Annotated in this window: 22 protein-coding genes; 14 read left to right on the forward strand and 8 right to left on the reverse strand. The window is 72.3% G+C overall.

The genetic code is table 11. The annotated features are described in order from the left end of the window. The first annotated feature begins 63 nt into the window (after window positions 1-63). The 5 genes from ACFWI4_RS03340 to ACFWI4_RS03360 all read left to right on the forward strand — a co-directional run bounded on the left by ACFWI4_RS03340 (window position 64) and on the right by ACFWI4_RS03360 (window position 5,170). The gene (locus ACFWI4_RS03340; protein ID WP_387190374.1) at window positions 64-897 is read left to right on the forward strand and encodes a PP2C family protein-serine/threonine phosphatase; all 834 of its coding nucleotides are present in this window, start codon (window positions 64-66) and stop codon (window positions 895-897) included. A gap of 152 nt (window positions 898-1,049) precedes the next feature. Next, window positions 1,050-2,045, forward strand: a complete 996-nt coding sequence (locus ACFWI4_RS03345; RefSeq protein ID WP_387190376.1) for an MASE1 domain-containing protein — start codon at window positions 1,050-1,052, stop codon at window positions 2,043-2,045. A 168-nt stretch (window positions 2,046-2,213) separates the two neighbouring features. Beyond that, window positions 2,214-3,854: a phosphoglucomutase (alpha-D-glucose-1,6-bisphosphate-dependent) gene (gene pgm, locus ACFWI4_RS03350; RefSeq protein WP_387190379.1), complete on the forward strand. Its 1,641-nt coding sequence runs from the start codon at window positions 2,214-2,216 to the stop codon at window positions 3,852-3,854. A 229-nt stretch (window positions 3,855-4,083) separates the two neighbouring features. Continuing rightward, window positions 4,084-4,560: a DUF5990 family protein gene (locus ACFWI4_RS03355; RefSeq protein ID WP_387190382.1), complete on the forward strand. Its 477-nt coding sequence runs from the start codon at window positions 4,084-4,086 to the stop codon at window positions 4,558-4,560. Window positions 4,561-4,660: 100 nt separating this feature from the next. Next, window positions 4,661-5,170 (forward strand): DUF2867 domain-containing protein, encoded by a 510-nt coding sequence (locus ACFWI4_RS03360; RefSeq protein WP_387190384.1) that lies wholly within the window; start codon window positions 4,661-4,663, stop codon window positions 5,168-5,170. A 16-nt stretch (window positions 5,171-5,186) separates the two neighbouring features. On the opposite strand, the gene ACFWI4_RS03365 is transcribed toward ACFWI4_RS03360, so the two are convergent. Then, a complete protein-coding gene (locus tag ACFWI4_RS03365) occupies window positions 5,187-5,510 on the reverse strand; it encodes a putative quinol monooxygenase (RefSeq protein WP_385392946.1) in 324 nt (107 codons plus the stop codon). A gap of 104 nt (window positions 5,511-5,614) precedes the next feature. Continuing rightward, window positions 5,615-6,112: a lamin tail domain-containing protein gene (locus ACFWI4_RS03370; protein ID WP_387190387.1), complete on the reverse strand. Its 498-nt coding sequence runs from the start codon at window positions 6,110-6,112 to the stop codon at window positions 5,615-5,617. Between the two features lie 333 nt (window positions 6,113-6,445). On the opposite strand from ACFWI4_RS03370, the gene ACFWI4_RS03375 reads away from it, so the two are divergent. From ACFWI4_RS03375 to ACFWI4_RS03390, 4 genes are all read left to right on the forward strand, one after another. Then, window positions 6,446-6,757 (forward strand): DUF6400 family protein, encoded by a 312-nt coding sequence (locus tag ACFWI4_RS03375; protein WP_387190389.1) that lies wholly within the window; start codon window positions 6,446-6,448, stop codon window positions 6,755-6,757. Beyond that, window positions 6,744-7,001 carry a hypothetical protein gene (locus tag ACFWI4_RS03380; protein WP_387190391.1) on the forward strand — a complete coding sequence of 86 codons (258 nt, stop codon included), beginning with the start codon at window positions 6,744-6,746 and terminating at the stop codon, window positions 6,999-7,001. The genes ACFWI4_RS03375 and ACFWI4_RS03380 overlap by 14 nt, the downstream gene beginning before the upstream one ends. Before the next feature lie 279 nt (window positions 7,002-7,280). After that, window positions 7,281-7,889, forward strand: coding sequence for a hypothetical protein (locus tag ACFWI4_RS03385; protein ID WP_387190393.1), 609 nt, complete (start codon window positions 7,281-7,283; stop codon window positions 7,887-7,889). Between the two features lie 187 nt (window positions 7,890-8,076). Further along, entirely contained in the window at window positions 8,077-8,523 is a 447-nt protein-coding gene (locus ACFWI4_RS03390; RefSeq protein ID WP_387190395.1) for a hypothetical protein, read from the forward strand. 15 nt (window positions 8,524-8,538) lie between these two features. Here ACFWI4_RS03390 and ACFWI4_RS03395 read toward each other — a convergent pair whose 3' ends face one another. The 3 genes from ACFWI4_RS03395 to ACFWI4_RS03405 all read right to left on the reverse strand — a co-directional run bounded on the left by ACFWI4_RS03395 (window position 8,539) and on the right by ACFWI4_RS03405 (window position 11,847). Then, a complete protein-coding gene (locus tag ACFWI4_RS03395) occupies window positions 8,539-9,198 on the reverse strand; it encodes a hypothetical protein (RefSeq protein WP_387190397.1) in 660 nt (219 codons plus the stop codon). After that, the gene (locus tag ACFWI4_RS03400) at window positions 9,195-10,844 is read right to left on the reverse strand and encodes a protein kinase (protein ID WP_387190399.1); all 1,650 of its coding nucleotides are present in this window, start codon (window positions 10,842-10,844) and stop codon (window positions 9,195-9,197) included. Before ACFWI4_RS03400 ends, ACFWI4_RS03395 begins: the two co-directional genes overlap by 4 nt. Window positions 10,845-10,971: 127 nt before the next feature. Then, a complete protein-coding gene (locus ACFWI4_RS03405) occupies window positions 10,972-11,847 on the reverse strand; it encodes an oxidoreductase (RefSeq protein ID WP_387190401.1) in 876 nt (291 codons plus the stop codon). A 284-nt stretch (window positions 11,848-12,131) separates the two neighbouring features. Here ACFWI4_RS03405 and ACFWI4_RS03410 point away from each other — a divergent pair, with 284 nt between their 5' ends. Next, a complete protein-coding gene (locus ACFWI4_RS03410) occupies window positions 12,132-12,872 on the forward strand; it encodes a flavodoxin family protein (protein WP_387190403.1) in 741 nt (246 codons plus the stop codon). Window positions 12,873-12,990: 118 nt separating this feature from the next. Here the strand turns inward: ACFWI4_RS03410 and ACFWI4_RS03415 are convergent, their stop codons facing one another. Then, complete coding sequence (locus tag ACFWI4_RS03415) at window positions 12,991-13,563, reverse strand: TetR/AcrR family transcriptional regulator (RefSeq protein ID WP_387190407.1); 573 nt, start codon at window positions 13,561-13,563, stop codon at window positions 12,991-12,993. Window positions 13,564-13,643: 80 nt separating this feature from the next. Between ACFWI4_RS03415 and ACFWI4_RS03420 the strand changes: the two genes are divergently transcribed. After that, window positions 13,644-14,135: an FBP domain-containing protein gene (locus tag ACFWI4_RS03420; protein ID WP_387190409.1), complete on the forward strand. Its 492-nt coding sequence runs from the start codon at window positions 13,644-13,646 to the stop codon at window positions 14,133-14,135. 237 nt (window positions 14,136-14,372) lie between these two features. Here the strand turns inward: ACFWI4_RS03420 and ACFWI4_RS03425 are convergent, their stop codons facing one another. Continuing rightward, on the reverse strand, window positions 14,373-15,260 hold the full coding sequence (locus ACFWI4_RS03425) for a hypothetical protein (RefSeq protein ID WP_387190412.1): 888 nt from the start codon (window positions 15,258-15,260) through the stop codon (window positions 14,373-14,375). 288 nt (window positions 15,261-15,548) lie between these two features. Here ACFWI4_RS03425 and ACFWI4_RS03430 point away from each other — a divergent pair, with 288 nt between their 5' ends. The 3 genes from ACFWI4_RS03430 (at window position 15,549) to ACFWI4_RS03440 (ending at window position 18,689) form a co-directional block, all read left to right on the forward strand. Beyond that, a complete protein-coding gene (locus ACFWI4_RS03430) occupies window positions 15,549-15,968 on the forward strand; it encodes an ATP-binding protein (RefSeq protein WP_387190416.1) in 420 nt (139 codons plus the stop codon). A gap of 175 nt (window positions 15,969-16,143) precedes the next feature. Beyond that, entirely contained in the window at window positions 16,144-16,668 is a 525-nt protein-coding gene (locus ACFWI4_RS03435; protein ID WP_385392981.1) for a hypothetical protein, read from the forward strand. Between the two features lie 143 nt (window positions 16,669-16,811). Next, window positions 16,812-18,689: a glycoside hydrolase family 15 protein gene (locus ACFWI4_RS03440; RefSeq protein ID WP_387190419.1), complete on the forward strand. Its 1,878-nt coding sequence runs from the start codon at window positions 16,812-16,814 to the stop codon at window positions 18,687-18,689. Window positions 18,690-18,725: 36 nt separating this feature from the next. Here ACFWI4_RS03440 and ACFWI4_RS03445 read toward each other — a convergent pair whose 3' ends face one another. Continuing rightward, window positions 18,726-19,547: a maleylpyruvate isomerase family mycothiol-dependent enzyme gene (locus ACFWI4_RS03445; protein ID WP_387190421.1), complete on the reverse strand. Its 822-nt coding sequence runs from the start codon at window positions 19,545-19,547 to the stop codon at window positions 18,726-18,728. Window positions 19,548-19,840 lie beyond the last annotated feature (293 nt).

Raw genomic sequence — 19,840 nt, forward strand, 5'->3', positions numbered from 1 at the left:
CATCCGATAGAGATGTTTTCTTAACATTTCTCTCATCTGTGAGTTTTTCCTCCGGAGTGGTCGATGACCCGCAAGCCGCCGACGGGCGACGACGACGAGCTGCTCACCCGGCTCGGAACGCTGACCGCCCAGGCGCGGGAACGCGCGGAGTTCCAGCGCTCACAGGTCGAACTGGCGATCGCGCTGCAACGCGGCATGCTTCCCGGAGACCTGCCCTCGGCCCCGGGATTCGACGTGGCCGTCCAGTACGCGCCCGCCTGCTACGGCCTCAACGTGGGCGGGGACTGGTACGACGCCTTCAGGATGCCCGGCGACCGCGTCGGCCTGTCCATAGGCGACGTACAGGGCCACAACATCGAGGCCGCGGCCTTCATGGGCCAGGTCAGGGTCGGTCTGCGGGCCCTCGCGTCCGTCACCGGCGACCCCGGGGAACTCCTCGCCCGGACCAACGACCTCATCCTGTCCCTCGGCTCCGACCTCTTCGCCACCTGCACCTTCATGCGGCTCGACCCGGCCACCGGCATGGTGGAGAGCGCGCGGGCCGGGCACATACCCTGCGTCTGGGCGACGGCGGACGGCAAGTCCGGCATCACCGAGGACGAAGGGGGCCCGCCGCTCGGCGTCGAGGCCGGGACCGTCTATCCGGTGACCCGGCACCGCCTCACCACCGGTGGGGTGTTCGTCCTGCTGACCGACGGCGTCGTCGAGGGCCCCTCGATGAACGTGGACGACGGGCTCGACCAGGTCGTACGGCTCGCCGGGGTCGCCGCCGTCGCCGGCCTGTCGGCCGGTTCGCTGGCCGCCGCGGTGATCAAGGGCGCCGAACGCGTGGGACACGAGGACGACGCCGCCGTACTCGTGGTCCGCCACGGAGCACCCACGGTCCGGGCCCGCTGACGAGCCCGCCGCGCCGCACCGGCCGTCCCGGACCGCTGACGGTCCTCCGCCGCGTGCCTCCCGCCCCGGTCCGCCGGCGGTGGCCTCCGTGACCGCTCCGGGGGCGGGGCGCTCGCCTCGCCGACAGGGCCCGGGCGGTGTCTGATGTCTCTGTGGTGGCTACACAGGAGATGCGCCGGCCGGCCGTCGTCGCTCTTCAGACGCTCGTGATCGCCGCCTGCTACTACGGAGCAGGGCGGCTGGGACTCATGCGGCGCCTCAGCGTCGAAGGAGCGGTGTTCACCCCCATCTGGCCGCCCACGGGTGTGGCCGTCGCCGCCCTGCTGCTCGTCGGGCTGTGGGCGTGGCTCGGGATCGCCGTGGGGGCCCTCCTGGTCGTCCTGTCGCTGTCCTCGTTCGCCTCGCTCCAGCCCTCCGCCACCGGCATCGTCGCCGGAAACACCCTCGCCCCGGTCTGCGCCTACCTCCTGCTGGCCGCCGTGCACTTCCGCACCGACCTCAGCCGCTTCCGCGACGGGCTCGCACTGGTGTTCCTGGCGGCCCTCGGCGCCATGACGATCAGCGCGAGCGCGGACGTCGGCCTGCTCGTGGTCACGGACAAGATCGCCCTGGAGGACTTCTGGCCGGTCTGGCTCGCCTGGTGGGTGGGGGACGCGATGGGCGTCCTCATCGTCACCCCGGTCATCCTGATGCTCTACGCCCTGCGGGCACCGCTGAGCCTGTCGCGCTGGAAGGAGGCCGTGCTGATCCTCGGCGCCGCCGCCGTCCTGGTGCCGGTCGCCACCCGGTCCTCCATCAGCATGATGTTCCTGGTCTATCCACTGCTGATCTGGGCGGCCCTGCGCTTCGAGCTGCCGGGCAGCCTGGTGTGCGCCCTGTTCGCCTCCGTCATGGCCACCGTCGCGGCCACGGACGGCGTCGGCCCGTTCCAGCGGCTGACCCATACGGAAGTCATGATCAAACTCCAGGCCTTCAACGGGACCATGGCCCTGACCGCCCTGCTCCTGTCCGCCGTGATCACCGAACAGCGCAACACCAGACGCTCGGTGGAACTGGCCTGCCAGGAACTGGTGGAGGTCCTCGAACACCTCACCGCCGGGAACCCCACGCCCAGGCCGCCTCCCGCGGAGGAGGAGGGCCACGGCTGACGGCGGGCACCGCGCCGCCGCCGTCTCCCACGGGTGCCCGGCGGCTCCGCCGCGAGGACGCGGTCCGGGGCGGGTTCCGGCCGTCCCGGCGGCACCGTGCCGCCGTACGGCTCCGTGGGGAAGGATGGGACCAGCAGCGATGAACCAGCGACACGGAGGTGCGGGTAGATGCAGCACGAGCGAGCGGGCCGTCCGGCGGGCCCCGAGGACCTCGTCGACGTGGCCCGGTTGGTCACCGCGTACTACGCGCTCCACCCCGACCCGGCCGAACCCGGCCAGCGCGTCGCCTTCGGTACGTCGGGACACCGCGGCTCGTCCCTGGCGACCGCGTTCAACGAGGACCACATCGCCGCCACGAGCCAGGCCATCTGCGAGTACCGGCAGAGCCAGGGCACCGACGGGCCGCTGTTCCTGGGCGCCGACAGCCACGCGCTCTCGGAACCGGCCAGGGTCACCGCCCTTGAGGTGTTCGCGGCCAACGACGTCACCGTGCTCCTGGACAGCGCGGACGGCTACACGCCCACTCCGGCGGTGTCGCACGCCATCCTCACGTACAACCGCGGGCGGTTCTCGGGCCTTGCCGACGGGGTGGTGGTCACCCCCTCCCACAATCCGCCCGCCGACGGCGGCTTCAAATACAACCCGCCGAACGGCGGTCCGGCGGGTTCGGAGGCGACCTCCTGGATCCAGGACCGGGCCAACGAACTCATCAGGGACGGCCTCAAGGACGTACGGCGCGTCCCCTACACCCGGGCGCTCGCCGCACCGGGCACCGGCAGGTACGACTTCCTCGGCACCTACGTGGCCGATCTGCCGCAGGTGCTGGACCTGGACGCGATCCGCGACGCCGGGGTCCGCATCGGCGCCGACCCGCTGGGCGGGGCCTCGGTCGCCTACTGGGGGCGCATCGCCGAACAGCACGCGCTCGACCTGACCGTGGTCAACCCGCTCACCGACCCCACCTGGCGGTTCATGACGCTGGACTGGGACGGCAAGATCCGCATGGACTGCTCCTCGCCCTACGCGATGGCCTCGCTGATCGAGCGGCGCGACCGTTTCCAGATCTCCACCGGCAACGACGCCGACGCCGACCGCCACGGGATCGTCACCCCGGACGGCGGCCTCATGAACCCCAACCACTATCTCGCCGCCGCCATCGCCTATCTCTACTCCCACCGGGACCGCTGGCCCGCCGGGACCGGGATCGGCAAGACCCTGGTGTCGTCCGGGATGATCGACCGGGTCGCCGCCGATCTCGGCCGCCGTCTGGTCGAGGTGCCCGTCGGCTTCAAGTGGTTCGTGGACGGGCTGGTCGACGGCTCCCTCGGGTTCGGCGGGGAGGAGTCGGCGGGCGCCTCCTTCCTGCGCCGCGACGGCTCGGTGTGGACCACCGACAAGGACGGCATCATCCTGGCCCTGCTCGCCTCCGAGATCACCGGAGCGACGGGGAAGACGCCCTCCGAGCACTACGCCGGGCTCACCGAGCGCTTCGGTCAACCCGCCTACGAACGCATCGACGCCCCGGCGTCGCGCGAGGAGAAGGCCCTGCTGGCCAAGCTCTCGCCCGCGCAGATCACCACCGACACCCTCGCCGGCGAGCCGGTCACCGCGGTCCTCACCGAGGCACCCGGCAACGGCGCGCCCATCGGCGGCATCAAGGTGACCACCGAGAACGCCTGGTTCGCGGCCCGTCCCTCGGGCACCGAGGACGTCTACAAGATCTACGCGGAGTCGTTCCTCGGAACCGATCACCTGCGCCGGGTGCAGGACGAGGCGAAGGCGGTGGTCTCGGCGGCCCTGTCCGGCTGAGGCCACGGCCGCGGCGCCGTCGTCCCTGACACGGCGCCGCCCGCCGCTTCGCGGACCGTTTCGCCCGCCGGCGCCCGGGCGTTGACCTGACGGGCCGGCCTCGGACGCCGGCCTCGGGCATCGGCCTCGCACGGGCGCCGGCCTCGGACGCCGGCCCCGCGCGGGCGCCAGCCCGAAGTGCTCGGGGGCCGGGGGGAGTCCCCAGGCGGTTCGGCGGGATGATGGCCCTATGCACATCCGTATCGACGCCGACGACCTGCCCGGACGCACCTGCCCGGCCCCCGAGGGGCGCGGCACGGGCGCGGCGTACGACAACATCCACTTGGCGGTGCAGCGCCGTGACCGTCCGGCCGAACTCCTCGACCCCCAGCCGGGCGACGGCGCGTCCGCGACCTGGACCCTCCCGTGCGCGGCCGCTCCCTCGCCGGAGGGCCTGGAGCTGACGGGCCCCTATGTGCAGTACCGCCTGGGGCACCGGTTCATCTACCTCTCGTGGGGCACCGTCGACGAGGCGGGCGTCTTCAGCATGTTCCGCCGGGCCAAACTGATGCTCGACGCCGTCCCCGCCGACGTCCTCACCGCGGCCGCCCACGAGGGCCTCCTCGTCGGCCGCCTGGGCCTGACCGACTCCCACGGCAACCCGCGCTGCGCCCGTGTCGTCCCCCCGGACATCACATGGACGGCCGAGGCCGAAATCGCCGCGTAGGCGAACCAGGGACCGAACCTGATCCGGCGATACGGTCGATGACAACTGTGTGGCCGCGCACAGGAGTCGCGACCACGGGTACGAGGGAACGGGACGGATCATGGGGCACAGGACAGGAACGCGCGTACGCAGGAGCGTCGCACCCGTCGTGGACGCGGCGGTGGCGAGTCTGGGCGGATGCGATCACGTCGACGCGGTCGCGGTGGACCTGGCCCCGGGAACCAGCGCCCCGGACTTCGCCCGGACGGTGCTGGCCGGGACGCCGGACTGGGTACACGGCCTGCTGACCGTGCGGGACAAACTGATGGCACCGTTCGGGCTGCACGTCCAGAAGCGCATCGCCCCCGGCGAGATCCGGGTCGAACCCGGAGCGCGGCTCGGCCCCTTCCGGGTCCTGACGGTCTCCGACGACGAGGTGCTCGCCGGCGACGACGACAAGCACCTGGACTTCCGCACCTCCTTCGCCGTACGCGAGGGGGCCACGGGTCCGGAAGGCGTGTGCACCACGGTCGTGCGCTACCACCGGCGGGCCGGACACCTGTACTTCAAGGCCATCCAGCCCTTCCACAACCTCGTCGTCCCGAGGGTCGTGGCCCGCGCCGGTTCGTAGTGCCGCTCCGGGACCGCTACTCGACGACCATCTCCCCCAGGAGCGACCAGTCGTCCTGGGGGAGCTTCACGTTCACGATGCGCGGTGTCGCCGTCAGATGGCGCGGCAGGCTCTGCTGGGCGGCCTTGAAGTGCGCGGACTGGACGTGGGACGCCCCGGCCTCGTCGTCGCGGAAGGCCTCGACCAGGACGTACTCCGTCGGGTCGTCGAGGCTGCGGGACCAGTCGAACCACAGGCAGCCGGGCTCGGCGCGTGTGGCCGCCGTGAAGTCGGCGGTGATCTCCGGCCACTTCTCGGCGGACTCGGGACGGACGCTGAACTTGACGGTGATGAAGATCATGGATGCTCCTCGGGTCGGCTCCGAGCCATTCTGTGCCGCCCGGCCCGCATCAACACCCCCTGGTCCGTGGTCCGATCGGGCGAACCACGGACCGGGGCCCAGGCTCAGCCGTGGTACGAGATGTACCCGTTGCCGTCGCGGTCGTTCGCCGACTTGGTGTACTTGTGCACGTCCGCGCGGGCGCCGGAGGACTTGTACAGGTAGATCGTGTCCTTGTCGTTGTTCCAGATGAAGTTGCAGTTCTGGCGGTAGACGACGTTGCCGGCGTCCGAGTCGGTGCCGTGGCCGCCGCGGAGCTTGATGTAGTCGCCGGGCTCCAGGTAGTGGTTCGCCGGGAACCTGAACGTGTTGCCCGTGGCGTCCTTGACGACGTAACCCTTCAGGTTGACGGTCGTGCTCGACGAGTAGTTCTTGATCGTCAGGTACTCGTCCCGGGTGTTGCCGCTGGAGCAGCTGTTGGAGTCCCGGCCGGGCGCGTCGTACTGGACGCCCTTGATCTTCAGCGCGGACGAGTACTCCGTGGCCTGGGCCGGCGCCGTGGCGACGGCGGCGAACGTGCCGGCAGCGGCGGCGCAGACGGCCAGGGCGGTGCGGATACGCATGAGGAATCCCCCCTCGGTGATACGGATGAAGCTCCAGGAGCATACCGATGGTGTGATCAACGGATGGGGGAGATGTGGGGGATGCGTGGACGGCCTCCCGGTCGCGGGCCTCTCGTTCGGCCCCCGCGGGCCGGCTGCGCGCGCCCCGGCAGGCCCTCGCGACCGGCAGCGGGGGCCCCGTCAGGCCCTTGCGGACCGGCCGTGCGCGCCCCGTCAGGCCCTCGCGGACCGGCCGCCGGTTCGGTGCGAGGCTCGCTGTCACGGCCCTGGCCTGCTGTGACTTCGCGCACCTCCTCTTGTCCCGGGAAGAGAGGCATTCCTAAGTTCTCCCTCATGGCCCCACGAATTCCCCCGCTTCCCACCGGCCCCGACGGCCCGGGCGAAGCCGGTGCCCCGCACCCCGTGCCGGACGCCCCCGGGCTGGTCGAGTTCACCGTCGACCTCACCGCCCAGGAGGTCCAGCGGCAGGCCCAGGTCCTGGCCGTCCTCGGTCCCGACTGGGATCCCCTGGAGGTGATGCGCCAGGAGGAGGCCGCCTACGCACTGCTGTACTCCGGTCTCGACGAAGGGCAGCAGCGCGTCTACGACGACCTCGTCGCGGCCGGCGTGCTGCCCCGGCGCGGAGACGGCCGTGCTGCCGCTTGACCCGCAGGCGGACATCGGCCGCCGCGCCTGGGTGGCCTGCCCGAACTGCGCCGACAGCCGCGGCTGCGCGGCGTGCGAGCAGCGGCGGTCGTGTTCCGTCCACTGGCGCTATCTGCTCTCCAGCGCCGGAAGCGTGCTCCACCTGCAATGTCCGTCCTGCACCCATGTGTGGGCCCATGAGACCGGGTTCGGGGCGACCCGATCCCTGTGGAGCCGGATCACGGGCGGCCGCCCCGGGCGCTGACCGGGCGGGTCCGCACCGTGGGAACAGACTTCTCCCACCCCCCAGTACCCGCACGTCACGGCGGGGTTATCCTCAGGGCCCCAGGCGGGTCGAACTCGTCCGATCCGCCGCTGTGGGAAGATCGCAACCCCGCGCGACAGCAGTCCGGGCCCGCGCACGCCATCGCTCGTAGATTCGAGCACGCTCGCGGCCCACCGGTGAATGACGGACCGGCCCGCGCGGGTAAAGAAACTCCATGCGCATCTGCGCGAACATCCCACTGCCGAAGGACTGCCGGTCTTGGACCTCCCACACTCCGAATCACCTGCCGCGCGACGTCCGGGACGCACGTGGACCGTCCGCATCTCCGGCCACGCCGACCGCACCGCGTCCGTCACCTGCTCCTCGCCCTGCGCCATGCCGCCGCGGTCCCGCGACCTCGCCGCGCTGCGCCGCTTCGCCGAGGCCCATGTCGGCGCGCACGCCCGCGCCGCCACCGTCCACGCGGACGCCGCCTGTGCCTGCCGGCAGTCGCAGTGCGCGTCCCACGAGGGCAGCCAGGTGCACTGCATGGGCAGTGTGCTGCTGGTGCTGCGTCATGATCCGGCCATTGCCCAGGTGTGGACGCTCATGGAGGTCTGCGCCTCCTGCGCCCCGCTGATGACGCACACCCGCGTTCTGGGCCGTGCGCTGCCCCGCACCCGCCCGCCCTCCTCGCCCACCACCCCGCCGGCCCCCGCCGGTGCCCCGGTCGCCGCTCCCGCGGTTCCCGGCGGCTTCAGCGCCCCGAGCGGACCCGGCTTCAACAGCGCGGACGCGCCCCCGGCGCCGTCGCGCCGCCGCGCCGCCGGACGGGGCCGCCCCCAGCCGCGGCAGGGCCGCAGGGACCAGGGCAGATCTCGCGGCTGACCGCGACCCGCTCGCACACGGCCCCGGTCCGTCCCGCGGGGCCCGTGTTCGGGCGAACACGGGCCATCCCGGGCCGGAGGCGGCCACACGGTCCGTACCGGGGCATTCTCCCGAACAGCGACGAGTCGGTTGAGGGTTCACCAGCGACTGAAAGATGTTGCATGACTTTGCGCAACTCTTGCAGGCGTTGCAAGGTGGCACGCGCCGCGGCTCCACGGCCGCCGCGCCCGCCGACGTGAAGGACGCCTCCATGGTCACCAGCAGCCGCTTCGTACATCCGCACGGGTTCCGGACGGCTCTCGGGCTGTCCGTCGCCGTCCTGGGCCTGCTCGGCGCCGCCGGCGCGCCCGCCACGGCCCTGGACGCCGGCCGGGGCGTCCGCGCCGCCGACGTCACCGACCCGGCCCCCGACCCGGCCCCCGTCCCGGACTGTGTCCACTACTACAGCGACTGGCGCTACACGACCGTCGTCGACGACTGCGACACCACCGTGGACGTCACCGTCCGGTACACCGACGGGCAGGACGCCCCGTGCCGCACCCTGGCCCCCCAGGGGATCGCCACCTTCGCCGGCTACGGCCCCCAGCTGAACTACGTCACCGGCCTGAGCGGCTGCACGCCGTCGGGCGCCTGACGCCGCCGGTCTCCGTCACGGGCACTGGTACGTGAGCTCCGCCGAGACCGTGCGGCGCACGGGCGACAGCAGGTGCAGCTCGGCACGGGCCGCGTAACGGCCGTCGCCCTGGAACGTCCACAGCAGGTGCAGCACCGCACGCTTCTGGTTGTGCGTCAGGTCCTCGTGCAGGACCTTCGACGAGGTGCCGTCGCTGCGGACCCAGCGGTACGTGAGTTCACCGGGCCTGCCGTTGGTGGTGACCGTGCCCGTGATGTCGGCCGTCTCGCCGCAGGCGGGGGAGGGCGACGCGGTGGTGACCGTGACGTCCTCCACCCCGAGGGAGGGGCCGGCGCGGTGCCACAGGAGGAACGCGACGACGAGCAGCAGCACCAGGGCCGGCAGCGCGTGCCGCCGCCAGGTCCGCCGGCGCACCGGAGCGGCCGGGGGAACCTCGCCCACCCGGCGCATGGTGTCGGCGTTCACGCCGGGACCGAAGCGCAGCAGCGTGCCCTCGACCCGGTCGGGCCGGGTCTCCCCGGCCGTGGCGCCGGACAGGACGAGCGTCTCGGGACCGCCGGTGAGGGCGAGCGTCTCGGAGGACTCGGGCCGCTGGATCCAGTGGCTGGCCAGCACGGTCGCGCTGTACTCGTCGTCGTTGGAGGAGGCGCCCGGGGCGCCGGAGTTGCCGCTCATGTCAGGGTGCACCGCCGGGTCAGAAGCTGCTGCCAGGCGCCGCCGTCGGCGGAGGCCGGCTGGGTGTGGGCCTGGACGCCCCAGTAGCAGCCCGTGCCCTGGAACGTGTGGTCGAGGGCGATCGTGTACTGGGTCGAACCGCTGCGCCGGTACGTGTCCGCGGCCCCGTCCTGGGTCCCGGCCTGGCCGCTGACCTCGCCGGTGAACCACGCGACCGTGATCGTGACCGGTCCGGTTCCGTCGGTGGTGACGGTGACCGTCGCCGCTGCCGTCGCGTTGCCCGTCTGACGGAAGCCGCTGAACGCCACGGACTTGACGCCGACGGTGATGCTGGGCGACGGCGACGCCGTGGTCGGCTCGGCCGTCACCGTGGCGGGCGGCGTCGGAGGGGCCACGGTGGCCGAAGGGGACGGGTCCGCGGTCGTGGGCGCCGACGCGGACGGCTGCGAGGTCGCGTCCGTGGCCGAGGCGGAGGGCGTGCCCGGGGCCGACAGGGACGGCGAGGCGGACGGCGTCGGTGTGCCGGGTCCGGCCGTCGCCGTGGGGCCGCTGTCGCCGGCCGGCTGCGCGCTGGTGGTCGCCAGTGCCTCCGCGGCCCCGCGGGGCGTGCCGAAGTCCGGGGCGTGTCGGTCGATGCCGTACGTCAGCAGCAGGGCGGCGACGAGGGCGGCCCCGGCGACGAGCAGTCCGCGCAGGCTCGGCCGCCAGGCCCGCAGCCAGTCGGGCGCGCCGCCGAGGACCGTGCGCGCCGTGTCCGTGGCGTGCCGCGGCACGGCGGGGGTGGAGGGGAGCAGCAGCAGCGACAGGGCCGCGAGCGCCGCGAGCCGCCGGCGGCCCCGCTCCTCCCAGTCCGCGCCGTACGCGCCGCCAGCCGTCGCCTCCAGCTCGGCGACGAAGTCCTCGGCGTGCGCCGGCCGTTCCTCGGGCGCCTTGGCGAGGCCCCGCAGGACGAGGCCGCGCACCGGTTCGGGGACCTCGTCGGCGGGGATGGCCCCGTCCACGTGCTGGAGGGCGAGCTCGGCCAGGTTCTCGCCCGTGTACGGCTTGCGTCCGGTCAGGCACTCGAAGAACGTCGCCGTCGCCGCGTACACGTCCGCCGCCGGGGAGGCGGGCGCGCCGGTCCACTGCTCGGGAGCCATGTACGAGGGGGTGCCCGCGATGCCGGCCGTGGTGCCGTCGGTGGCGGCGATCCCGAAGTCGACGAGCTTCGAGGTGCCGTCGGGACGGACGAGCACGTTCTCCGGCTTGTAGTCGCGGTGGACCACGCCGAGGCGGTGGGCGTCGGAGAGCCCGAGCAGCGAGCCCTTGAGGAGGACGAGAGCGGCCTCCGGTTCCAGGGGGGCCTGCCCGGCGAGCACCGTCCGCAGGGACACGCCGTCCACCAGCTCCATCACGATGGCCGCGCCCTCGGGCCCCTCCACGTACTCGTAGAGACCGGCCACGTGGTCGCTGCGCAGCCCGCCGAGCAGCCGTGCCTCGGCCCGGAACTCCTGGACGAAGCCCGGCCGCGTGCGCAGCGACTCACTGAGGTACTTGACCGCGACCGGATGGCCGGTCCCCTCGTGAACGGCCAGCGCGACGCGTCCGCTCGCCCCCGAACCGAGCTCGCGGGACTCGGTGTAGCCCGGTACCGCCCATGTGCTCATGACCCATGCCTCCCCGAGGCGTGGAGCGCGTGGGGCATTCCGGTCCCCGCGCGCTCCAGCCGTGTGCTGAGACACGATCGGGGCCGCTTCGGTTGCAGGCGGCGCGGGCCGGATCGCGTGGCGGCCGTCACCCCAGTTCGGCGAGGTCCCGCGCGGTCAGTTCGAGTGTTCCGGCGGCGATGTTCTCCTCCAGGTGCGCGAGGGAGCCGGTGCCGGGGATGAGGAGGATGCCGGGCGACCGGGCCAGCAGCCAGGCCAGGGCCACCTGCGGCGTGGTCGCGCCGTGGCGCGCGGCCACGGACTGCAGGTGCTCGGCGGTGACCGGCTGGAAGCCGCCGACCGGGAAGAACGGGACGTAGGCGACACCGGCCTCGGCGCAGGCGTCGACGAGGGGATCGTCGTCGCGCTGGGCGAGGTTGTAGAGGTTCTGCACACAGGCGATCGGCGCGATCTTGCGGGCCTCGGCGAACTCGTCGGCCGAGATGTTGGACACGCCGATGTGCCGGATCAGGCCCTCGTCGCGCAGCGCGAGCAGCGTCTCCAGGGGCCCGGCGAGGGACGCGGTGGTGGCCGCGCCGACGTCGCCCATCCGGAGGTTCACCACGTCCATCCGGTCCAGGCCGAGCGAGGTGAGGTTCGCCTCGACACCGCGGCGCAGGTTGTCGGGGGTCAGGCCCGTCTTCTCCGCCTCGGGCAGGGTGATGTCGGCGCCCTCGACCAGCGCGCCCACCTTGGTCACGATCACCAGGTCGTCCGGATACGGGTGCAGCGCCGCCCGGATCAGCTCGTTCGCCGAGACGCCGTCCCGCGCGTAGTAGTACGAGGTGTCGATGTGGTTCACCCCGAGCTCCACGGCCCGGCGCAGGATGCCCAGCGAGGTGTCACGGTCCGGCCGCTCGCCTCTGGGCCAGCCGGTCAGCTTCATCGTGCCGTAGCCGATGCGCGCGACGCTCAAGTCGCCGCCGAGTTCCCATCGTTCAGTCGTCGTCACGACCACCACCATAGACGTCGGCCGCACCGCGCCGCCGGGGCTGTGGACAAGCGCCGCCGGCGTGCACGCGGCCCGTGGCGGGCACCGCGCACGGGACCGTGTAGGCCGTACGGCGCGCACCCGAACGGCGGGCCACGCGCCCTCGCGCCCCCCGGGCGACGGGTTTCCGTGCGTCGTTCGGGGACAAGCCGGGGTCCACGGGGGACGCTGCTCCCGGGCACGTCGACGGCACCCGGGACCGGGCCGCGTCCGTGCCCCGGCCCTCACCGCCGCAGCCCCGCACGAAGGAGTCCCCCGTGACCGAGTCACCGTCGCCCTCGGCAGCCGACGACGCGTACCGCTTCGAAGACCTGCGCGCGCTGTTCATCAACTGCACCCTGAAACCGGCACCCGAGCTGAGCCACACCGAGGGACTGGTGGACAAGAGCAGCGCGATCATGGAGGAGCAAGGGGTCACCGTCGAGGTCGTCCGCGCCGTCGACCACGACATCGCGCCGGGTGTCTACCCGGACATGACCGAGCACGGCTTCGCCACCGACGACTGGCCGGCCGTCCAGGAGCGGGTGATGGCCGCGGACATCCTCGTGCTGGCCGGGCCGATCTGGCTCGGGGACAACAGCTCGGTGACCAAGCGGGTCGTCGAACGTCTCTACAGCGGCTCGGGAGTGCTCAACTCCGACGGGCAGTACGCGTATTACGGGCGTGTCGGCGGCTGTCTGATCACCGGCAACGAGGACGGTGTGAAGCACTGCGCGATGAATCTCCTCTACAGCCTCCAGCACCTCGGCTACACCATCCCGCCGCAGGCCGACGCGGGATGGATCGGTCCGGCGGGACCCGGGCCTTCGTACCTGGACCCGGGGTCGGGCGGCCCCGAGAACGACTTCACCAACCGCAACACCACGTTCATGACGTGGAACCTGATGCACATGGCGGCCCTGCTGAAGCGCTCGGGAGGCATCCCGGCGCACGGCAACCAGCGTTCGCGGTGGGACGCGGGCTGCCGTCCCGACGCCCCGAACCCCGACTACCGCTGAGTCCTCCCGGCCGGGACGGGACAGTGAAGGGGGTGGCCCCGACGCCCGGGGGCACCCCCAGGGGCGCCCTGGCGCCTGACGCCCCCACCGGGTCCCGCGCCGGGCGGAACCGCCGGACCTACTCGGGTGCGGGCCAGTTCCGCAGCAGCGCGTCGAGGGCGTCGAGCACACGCGCCCAGCTCGCGCCCGAGTCGGGGGCGCTGTGGCTGAATCCTCCACTCGCCTCCAGGCTCACATAGCCGTGGAACATGGCGCCCAGCATCCGGACCGCATGTGTCTCGTCCGGTTCGGTGAGGTCGTAGCCCCGCAGGATCGCCCGCATCATCAGCGCGTGCTTGACGCCCGCGCTCGCCGCCGCCGTCTCCGGGTCGAGCCGCAGCTGCGCGGCGGCGTACCGTCCGGGGTGTTCCCGCGCGTAGTCGCGGTAGACGTTCGCGAAGGCGGTCAGGGCGTCCCGTCCGGCCCTTCCGGCCAGCGCGGCGGCGCCCCTCTCGGCGAGTTCGTCCAGGGCCAGCAGCGCGATCCGGGTCCTGAGGTCCTGGGAGTTCTTCACATGCGAGTAGAGGCTCGCCACCTTGACGTCGAACAGCCTGGCCAGCGCCGAGACGGTCACCTGGTCGAAGCCGACCTCGTCGGCCAGTTCCGCCCCCGCCCGCGTCAGGCGTTCGGCATTCAGTCCCGCACGCCCCATCGCCCACCTGCCCTTCCTCGTCCTTGGCGTAACCGATTATGCATTTGCCTAAAGTGTTTAGGCAAATTACCGTGATGCTTATGAAGCCGTTGACCGAGCAAGAGATCCGTGCAGCGTTCGTGAACTGCACCAAGGGTGAGGCGAAGCGCCTCTCCGTCCCGCGCGACCTGCCCGAGCGGCCCTGGGACGACCTCGACTACCTCGGCTGGCGGGACCCCCAGGCGCCCGACCGTGCCTATGTCGTGGCCGAACTGGACGACGGTCTGAAGGGCCTCGCGCTGCGCTGTCCCACCGCGGCCGTGGGGCAGATGCGGCGCAGCATGTGTTCCATGTGTGTGACCACCCACACGGGAGGCGTCTCGCTCATGGTCGCGCCCAGGGCGGGCAAGGCCGGGCAGCAGGGCAACTCGGTCGGCGCCTACATCTGCAGCGATCTCGCCTGTTCGCTGTACGTGCGAGGGAAGAAGGACGCGGGCATGGGCGGGCGGATGCACGAGTCGCTGACCATGGAGGAGAAGATCCGGCGGACCGTGGTCAACCTCGCGGCTTTCATCGCCAAGGTGACCGCCTGAGCGGCACTCCACCGCGGCGTCCGGCCGCGATGCCCCTCACCGCGGCGTCCGGCCGCGATGCCCCTCACTGCGGCGTCCCGCTGCGACACCCTGCGGTGACGTCTCGCTGCGGCGCCCCCCTGTGATGCCCCGCGGTGGCCGGTTGTGGTGGCGGGCCGCGGCGCGAACGCCGCGGCCGTGGCACCGACTTGACCGCAGGACGGACAAGTCCCGTACAGCGAACCGGGGTCGAGGTGTCTAGGCGCCCGCGGTGCTCGCCTCCGCCTTCACCTTGGCCTCGCCCTTCACCGGCTGTCGGGCACCGGCCGACGGCACCGAGGACTCCGAGGCCGCCGAAGGCACCGAGGGCTCCTCGGCGTCGACGGCCGTGTAGAACACCGACGTGCCCTGCTTGGCGCGGTGGGCATGGCTCCTGGCCACGAGGTTCTCCAGGGTCGTCCGTACGACGTTGGTCTGGATGCGGCGCTCGGGATGGGTCTGGCCCAGCGCCGTCGACACCTCCGCCGCGGACCGCGGTTCCCGCTGCTCCGTGAGGTAGCGGCGGATGAGGTCGACGAGGGTGGGCTGTGCCGAGCCGGGCGTGGACGCGGACTTGGCGGCCGCGGACGTCCGTGCCGCGGGGGCCTTGCCGCTGTCGGCCTTCCTGCCGCGCACGCGCCTGGACCCGGCGGACCTTCCGACGACGGACTTGCCTCGGGCGGACTTGCCGGCGGCGGATGTGGCGCTGTCGGACGTGTCACCGGCGGCCTTGCCACCGGCGGCCTTGCCGCCGAGGGGCTTACCGTCGACGGTCTTCTCGGCGGCGGACTTGCCGTCCCGGGACTTGGCCTCGCCCGGCTTGCCCCGAGCGGACCCGTCCGCCGCGGGCTTGGCGGAAGCCTTCTGGCGGGGCACCGAGGCCGCCGCCTCGGGCTCGGGGTCGGCGGCGGGCGCGGTGGTGGCCCCGAGTGCCTGCTGAAGGTTCGTCAGGACGGCGTGGTCGTGCCGCAGGGCGTTCAACTGCTCCTGCAACGCCTCCATTTCCGCGCCGACGCGCTCCTGCTCCTTGGCGTTGCGCTCCAGGTCGGCGACCACCTGGGCCGTGTACTGCGAGGTCAGGCCGGTGGAAGTCTTGGTGTCGGGCACGATGGGACCTTTCTTCCGCGCGCGGCCGGCACAGGAACACACCGGGAAGGTGCCGTGAGGCAGGGCGTGTTGGTGTCGGACCGGGCTGCATGGCTGGGCGGCCGCAGATGATGCGTATGCCCCGGCTTACAGATAGTACGGACCCAGTTGGCCTGTTGTTCCTTTCGCGTACGAGTTCGCCCATACGTGGAGTTCGTTCGTGCCCCGGCATGGACTTGTCCCCGGGTTCGCGGGTAGGCGGGCCGTACGGAAGGACACCAGGGGTACGGACGGAAGCGAGGTCGGGCGATGGCGGTCAAGGCGATGGGCTGGGCGCACTCGTTCCCGGTCTCCGGAGGAGTGGGTGCCGGACGGCGCTGGACCCGGCGGCAACTGGAGTCCCTGGCGTGGACGGGGGACGAACCCGAGACGGTGGACGCCGTCGTGCTGACGGTGTCCGAGCTGCTCACCAACGCCCACATCCACGCCCGCAGCGACGCGCGTCTCGTCCTCACCTGGGACGGCGACTGCCTGCATGTGAGCGTCCACGACGACGACCCCACGCTGCCGCTCCGGCGCGAGCCGGAGCCGGGAGCGGTGTCCGGACGCGGGGTGGGCATCGTGGGGATGCTCGCCGACGAGTGGGGCACGAAGTGCCAGCGGCACGGCAAGACGGTCACGGCGTGCTTCCGCCCGGCCGCCTCCCGCGAGAGCGGCGACACCGGCTGAGGCCGGCTGCTCCCGCGAGAGCGGTGGCGTCGGCCGGGGCCCGCTGCTCCGGGGACAGCGGCGACACCGGCTGAGGCCCTCCGCCGCCTCCTCTCCGGCCGCATGCCCACGAGGGCCCGGCCCCGTACGGCCCACCCGTCGGGCGTGGACCCGCGCGTCCGCCTACGGTTAGCGCGTGAGTGGCTCCAGCGTCCCGCCCGAGGACGGAGAAGGCGCGGTCCGGCCGGCCAAGCACCGAACCGACTACGCGGGCGCCATCTACGGCTCGATCCTGGCCGCATCCGTGGTGGCCACGGCCGGAACCACGGGCGACTACCCGCGGCTCCAGGCCGTCGTGCTGCTGGAGATCACCGGACTGGTGTTCTGGGCGACCCATGTGTACGCGCAGAGCGCCGGGGAGCGCATGGTGGGCCGGCCCTGGTCCCTGCGTCAGATCCGCCGGATCGGAGCGCACGAGTGGTCCATCGTCGAGGCGGCCACCCTCCCCGCCGTCGCCGTCGCCCTCAGCGCGGTGTTCGGGATGAGCGTGAACACGGGCCTGTGGATCGCCCTGGCCGTCTCGGTTGCCCAGCAGGTCATGTGGGCCTGCCTCGGTGCCGCCCGCGCCGGCGCCTCCCGCGGCCTGGTCGTCGCCGAGGGCTTCGTGAACCTGGCCCTCGGCCTGACCATCGTCGCGGCCAAGGTCGTGCTCAAGCACTGAGCCTCAAGCCCTGAAGCCTCAAGCCTCGAGCCCCGCGCCCCGAGCCCTGCCCCCTGTCCGAGCGCCCGACCCCCCTGACCGCGCAGGAGTGGTTAGCCTGGAGCGGAGGGGGAGGCTCGGGTGACGGCCCGGAGGAGGCCGGTATGGCTGACACACATGTCGGAGCCGGGGACGGACCCCTCGGGGCGCCCGGTGGCCCGTACGGCACGGGCTCTCCCCGCTATCTGCCGATCGCCGACCACGGCCTGATCGGCGACCTGCGCAGCGCGGCCCTGGTCGGCACCGACGGGACCATCGACTGGTACTGCTGCCAGCGCTTCGACGCGCCCAGCGTCTTCGCCTCGATCCTCGACGCCGACCGGGGCGGCTGCTTCGAGCTCGCGGCGGACGTCCCGGCGCGGACGAAACAGTTCTACTTCCCGGACACGAACGTGCTGATCACCCGGTTCTTCGCGGACGACGGGGTCGGGGAGATCCAGGACTTCATGCCGGTCGTCGACGAGTCCCGCGAGGCCGCCAGGCACCGCCTGATCCGCCGCGTGGTGTGCGTCCGCGGAACCCTGCCCTTTCGCGCGCGCGTGGCCCCCCGCTTCGCCTATGGGACGGTCCCGCACACCGTGCACGTCGAATCGGGCCAGGCCGTCTTCTCGACGCCCGCGCTCAGACTGGCCCTCACCTCCACGGTGCCGATCGAGGTCGCTGGGCAGGACGTGTGGTCGCTGTTCAAGCTGAGCGAGGGGGAGACGGCGGTCTTCGCCCTGGACCGGATCACCGACGAGGTGGCCCCGCGGTTCTGCGCGGTGACGGAGGCCGAGCGGGACTTCAAGGCCACCGTGCGCTACTGGCGGCACTGGCTGTCGCGGTCGCGCTACCGGGGCCGCTGGCGGGAGATGGTCCACCGCTCCGCCCTCACCCTGAAACTCCTCACGTACGCCCCCACGGGCGCCATCATCGCCGCGCCGACCACCAGCCTGCCCGAACGGATAGGCGGCGAGCGCAACTGGGACTACCGCTACGTGTGGATCCGTGACGCGGCCTTCTGCGTGTACGCCCTGCTGCGCCTCGGCTTCACCGACGAGGCCGAGGCCTTCATGGGCTTCCTGTCCGAGTACGTCCAGACGGACGTACCGGAGGACGTCGGACCGGACGGACCCTTGCAGATCATGTACGGCATCGACGGGCGCCGTGACCTGCCCGAACAGGAGCTGTCCCATCTTGAGGGCTATCGCGGCTCCGCCCCCGTGCGGATCGGCAACGGCGCCGTCGGCCAGCTCCAGCTGGACATCTACGGCGCCCTGATCGACTGCCTCTACCTCTACGACAAGTGGGGGCAGCCCCTGTCCAGCGCGCACTGGGACAACATCCGGGGACTGGTCGACTGGGTGTGCGAGCACTGGGACCAGCCCGACGAGGGCGTGTGGGAGACCCGAGGTGGCCGCAAGCCCTTCCTCTACTCCCGTGTCATGTGCTGGGTGGCCATCGAACGCGCCATGCGGCTGGCCCGGCACCGCGGTCTGCCCGCCGACGTGCTGCGCTGGGGTGACGCCCGGGACGCGATCTACCAGCGCATCATGAGCCGGGGCTGGTCGAAGGAGCGCAACGCCTTCACCCAGTTCGAGAACAGCGACGTCCTCGACGCGTCGCTGCTGATGATGCCGCTCGGGAAGTTCATCTCCCCGACCGACCCGAAGTGGCTCGCCACCCTCGACGCACTGGGGGAGGACCTGGTCTCCGACTCGCTCGTCTACCGCTACGACCCGCAGACCAGCCCCGACGGCCTCAAGGGCGAGGAGGGCACCTTCTCGATCTGCTCCTTCTGGTACGTGGAGGCCCTCACCCGGGCGGGCCGGCTCGACGAGGCCAGGCTCGCCTTCGAGAAGATGCTCACCTACGCCAACCACCTCGGCCTGTACGCGGAGGAGATCGGCCACACCGGAGAGCAGGTCGGCAACTTCCCGCAGGCCTTCACCCATCTCGCCCTGATCAGCGCGGCCTTCAACCTGGACCGCAGGCTCGGCTGACACCCCCGGGCCCGGCGTGGACCGAGGCCCGGGTGCTCAGGGGGCGGTGAACAGGCCGGGGAAGCGGGGCGCGAGCCAGGGCTTGCGGCCGCGGACGAGGATGCGGCCGCGGAGGATGGGGGCGACCTGTCCCTGGCGGCCGAGCGCCATCAGCAGGAAGGTGACCGGCTCGATCGAGATGGTGCAGTCCGGGCGGGCCGCCGGCTCTTCGTCGACGGTCACCACGCCGTCGGTCAGTGTCACCCCGAAGGCGCCGCCGCCCCACAGACGCACGGCATAACGGGCGTTCATGCCGGCGGTGTTGCGCGGTTCGGCCACGCGCGGCATCGCCCTGAGGAGGAACGGCAGGGTCAGCGCGGCCCGGGACCGGTCGATCATGTGCGGGCGCCCCAGGGCGCGGGCGAGGTCGTAACCGTGGCCGAGCATGTGCGTGAGCAGGTAGGCGCCGAGTTCGCTCGGGCTCATCGAGCCCAGCGGAGTGACCACGGGTCCCTCAAGGGAGCCCTTCTCCAGAGCCTCGGCGCAGGCACCGGCCTGTTCGACGATCATCGCGGCCAGCGGTTCCGCCCGGCGCTCCGTGAACTCCGCGAGCGACCGTTCGTTGGCCTCGGCGAGACTCTGCGGGGTGCCGTCCCCGTAGGGGCGCGGCCGGCCCTCCGCTATCCGCGCCATCAGCTCGTTGGCCAGGGCCAGGTGCGCGGCCGCCTGGCCGACCGTCCAGGTCGCGCCGGGGATCGGGCGTGCCATGTCGGCCTCGGGCCGCAGCAGTGCGGCGATCTCCTCGGCGGTCCCGTGTATCGCCGCGCCCAGTCCCTCGGGCAGCGGCCTGCGCGTGTCCTGCCCAGCCACCGAGTCCACGTCGTTCGCCTCTCCTGATGGCCCCGCGTCACCGGGGCCGGAGGGCCGTGATGCGGCGGGGCGCCGTCTGCACACCGGTCGTACAGGAGACCAGGCATCACGGGCGGCGGCAAGACCCTGAGCAGGGAGGATGTGTGTGGACGGTGGCGATGCCGGGAGCAAAGCGGTCATTCGTCCCGGGACCGGGGCCCGGCGTGGCCGGCAGCCCGGAAACGGATGGGGCCGGCGGGGACCCAGGGCCAGACCACCAGCCCGGCCGCCCCGAGGACCCGGAGCGCGAAGAGGAAGGGGAC

It is taken from the genome of Streptomyces sp. NPDC127038, from assembly GCF_042725875.1.
Taxonomy (GTDB): Bacteria; Actinomycetota; Actinomycetes; order Streptomycetales; family Streptomycetaceae; genus Streptomyces.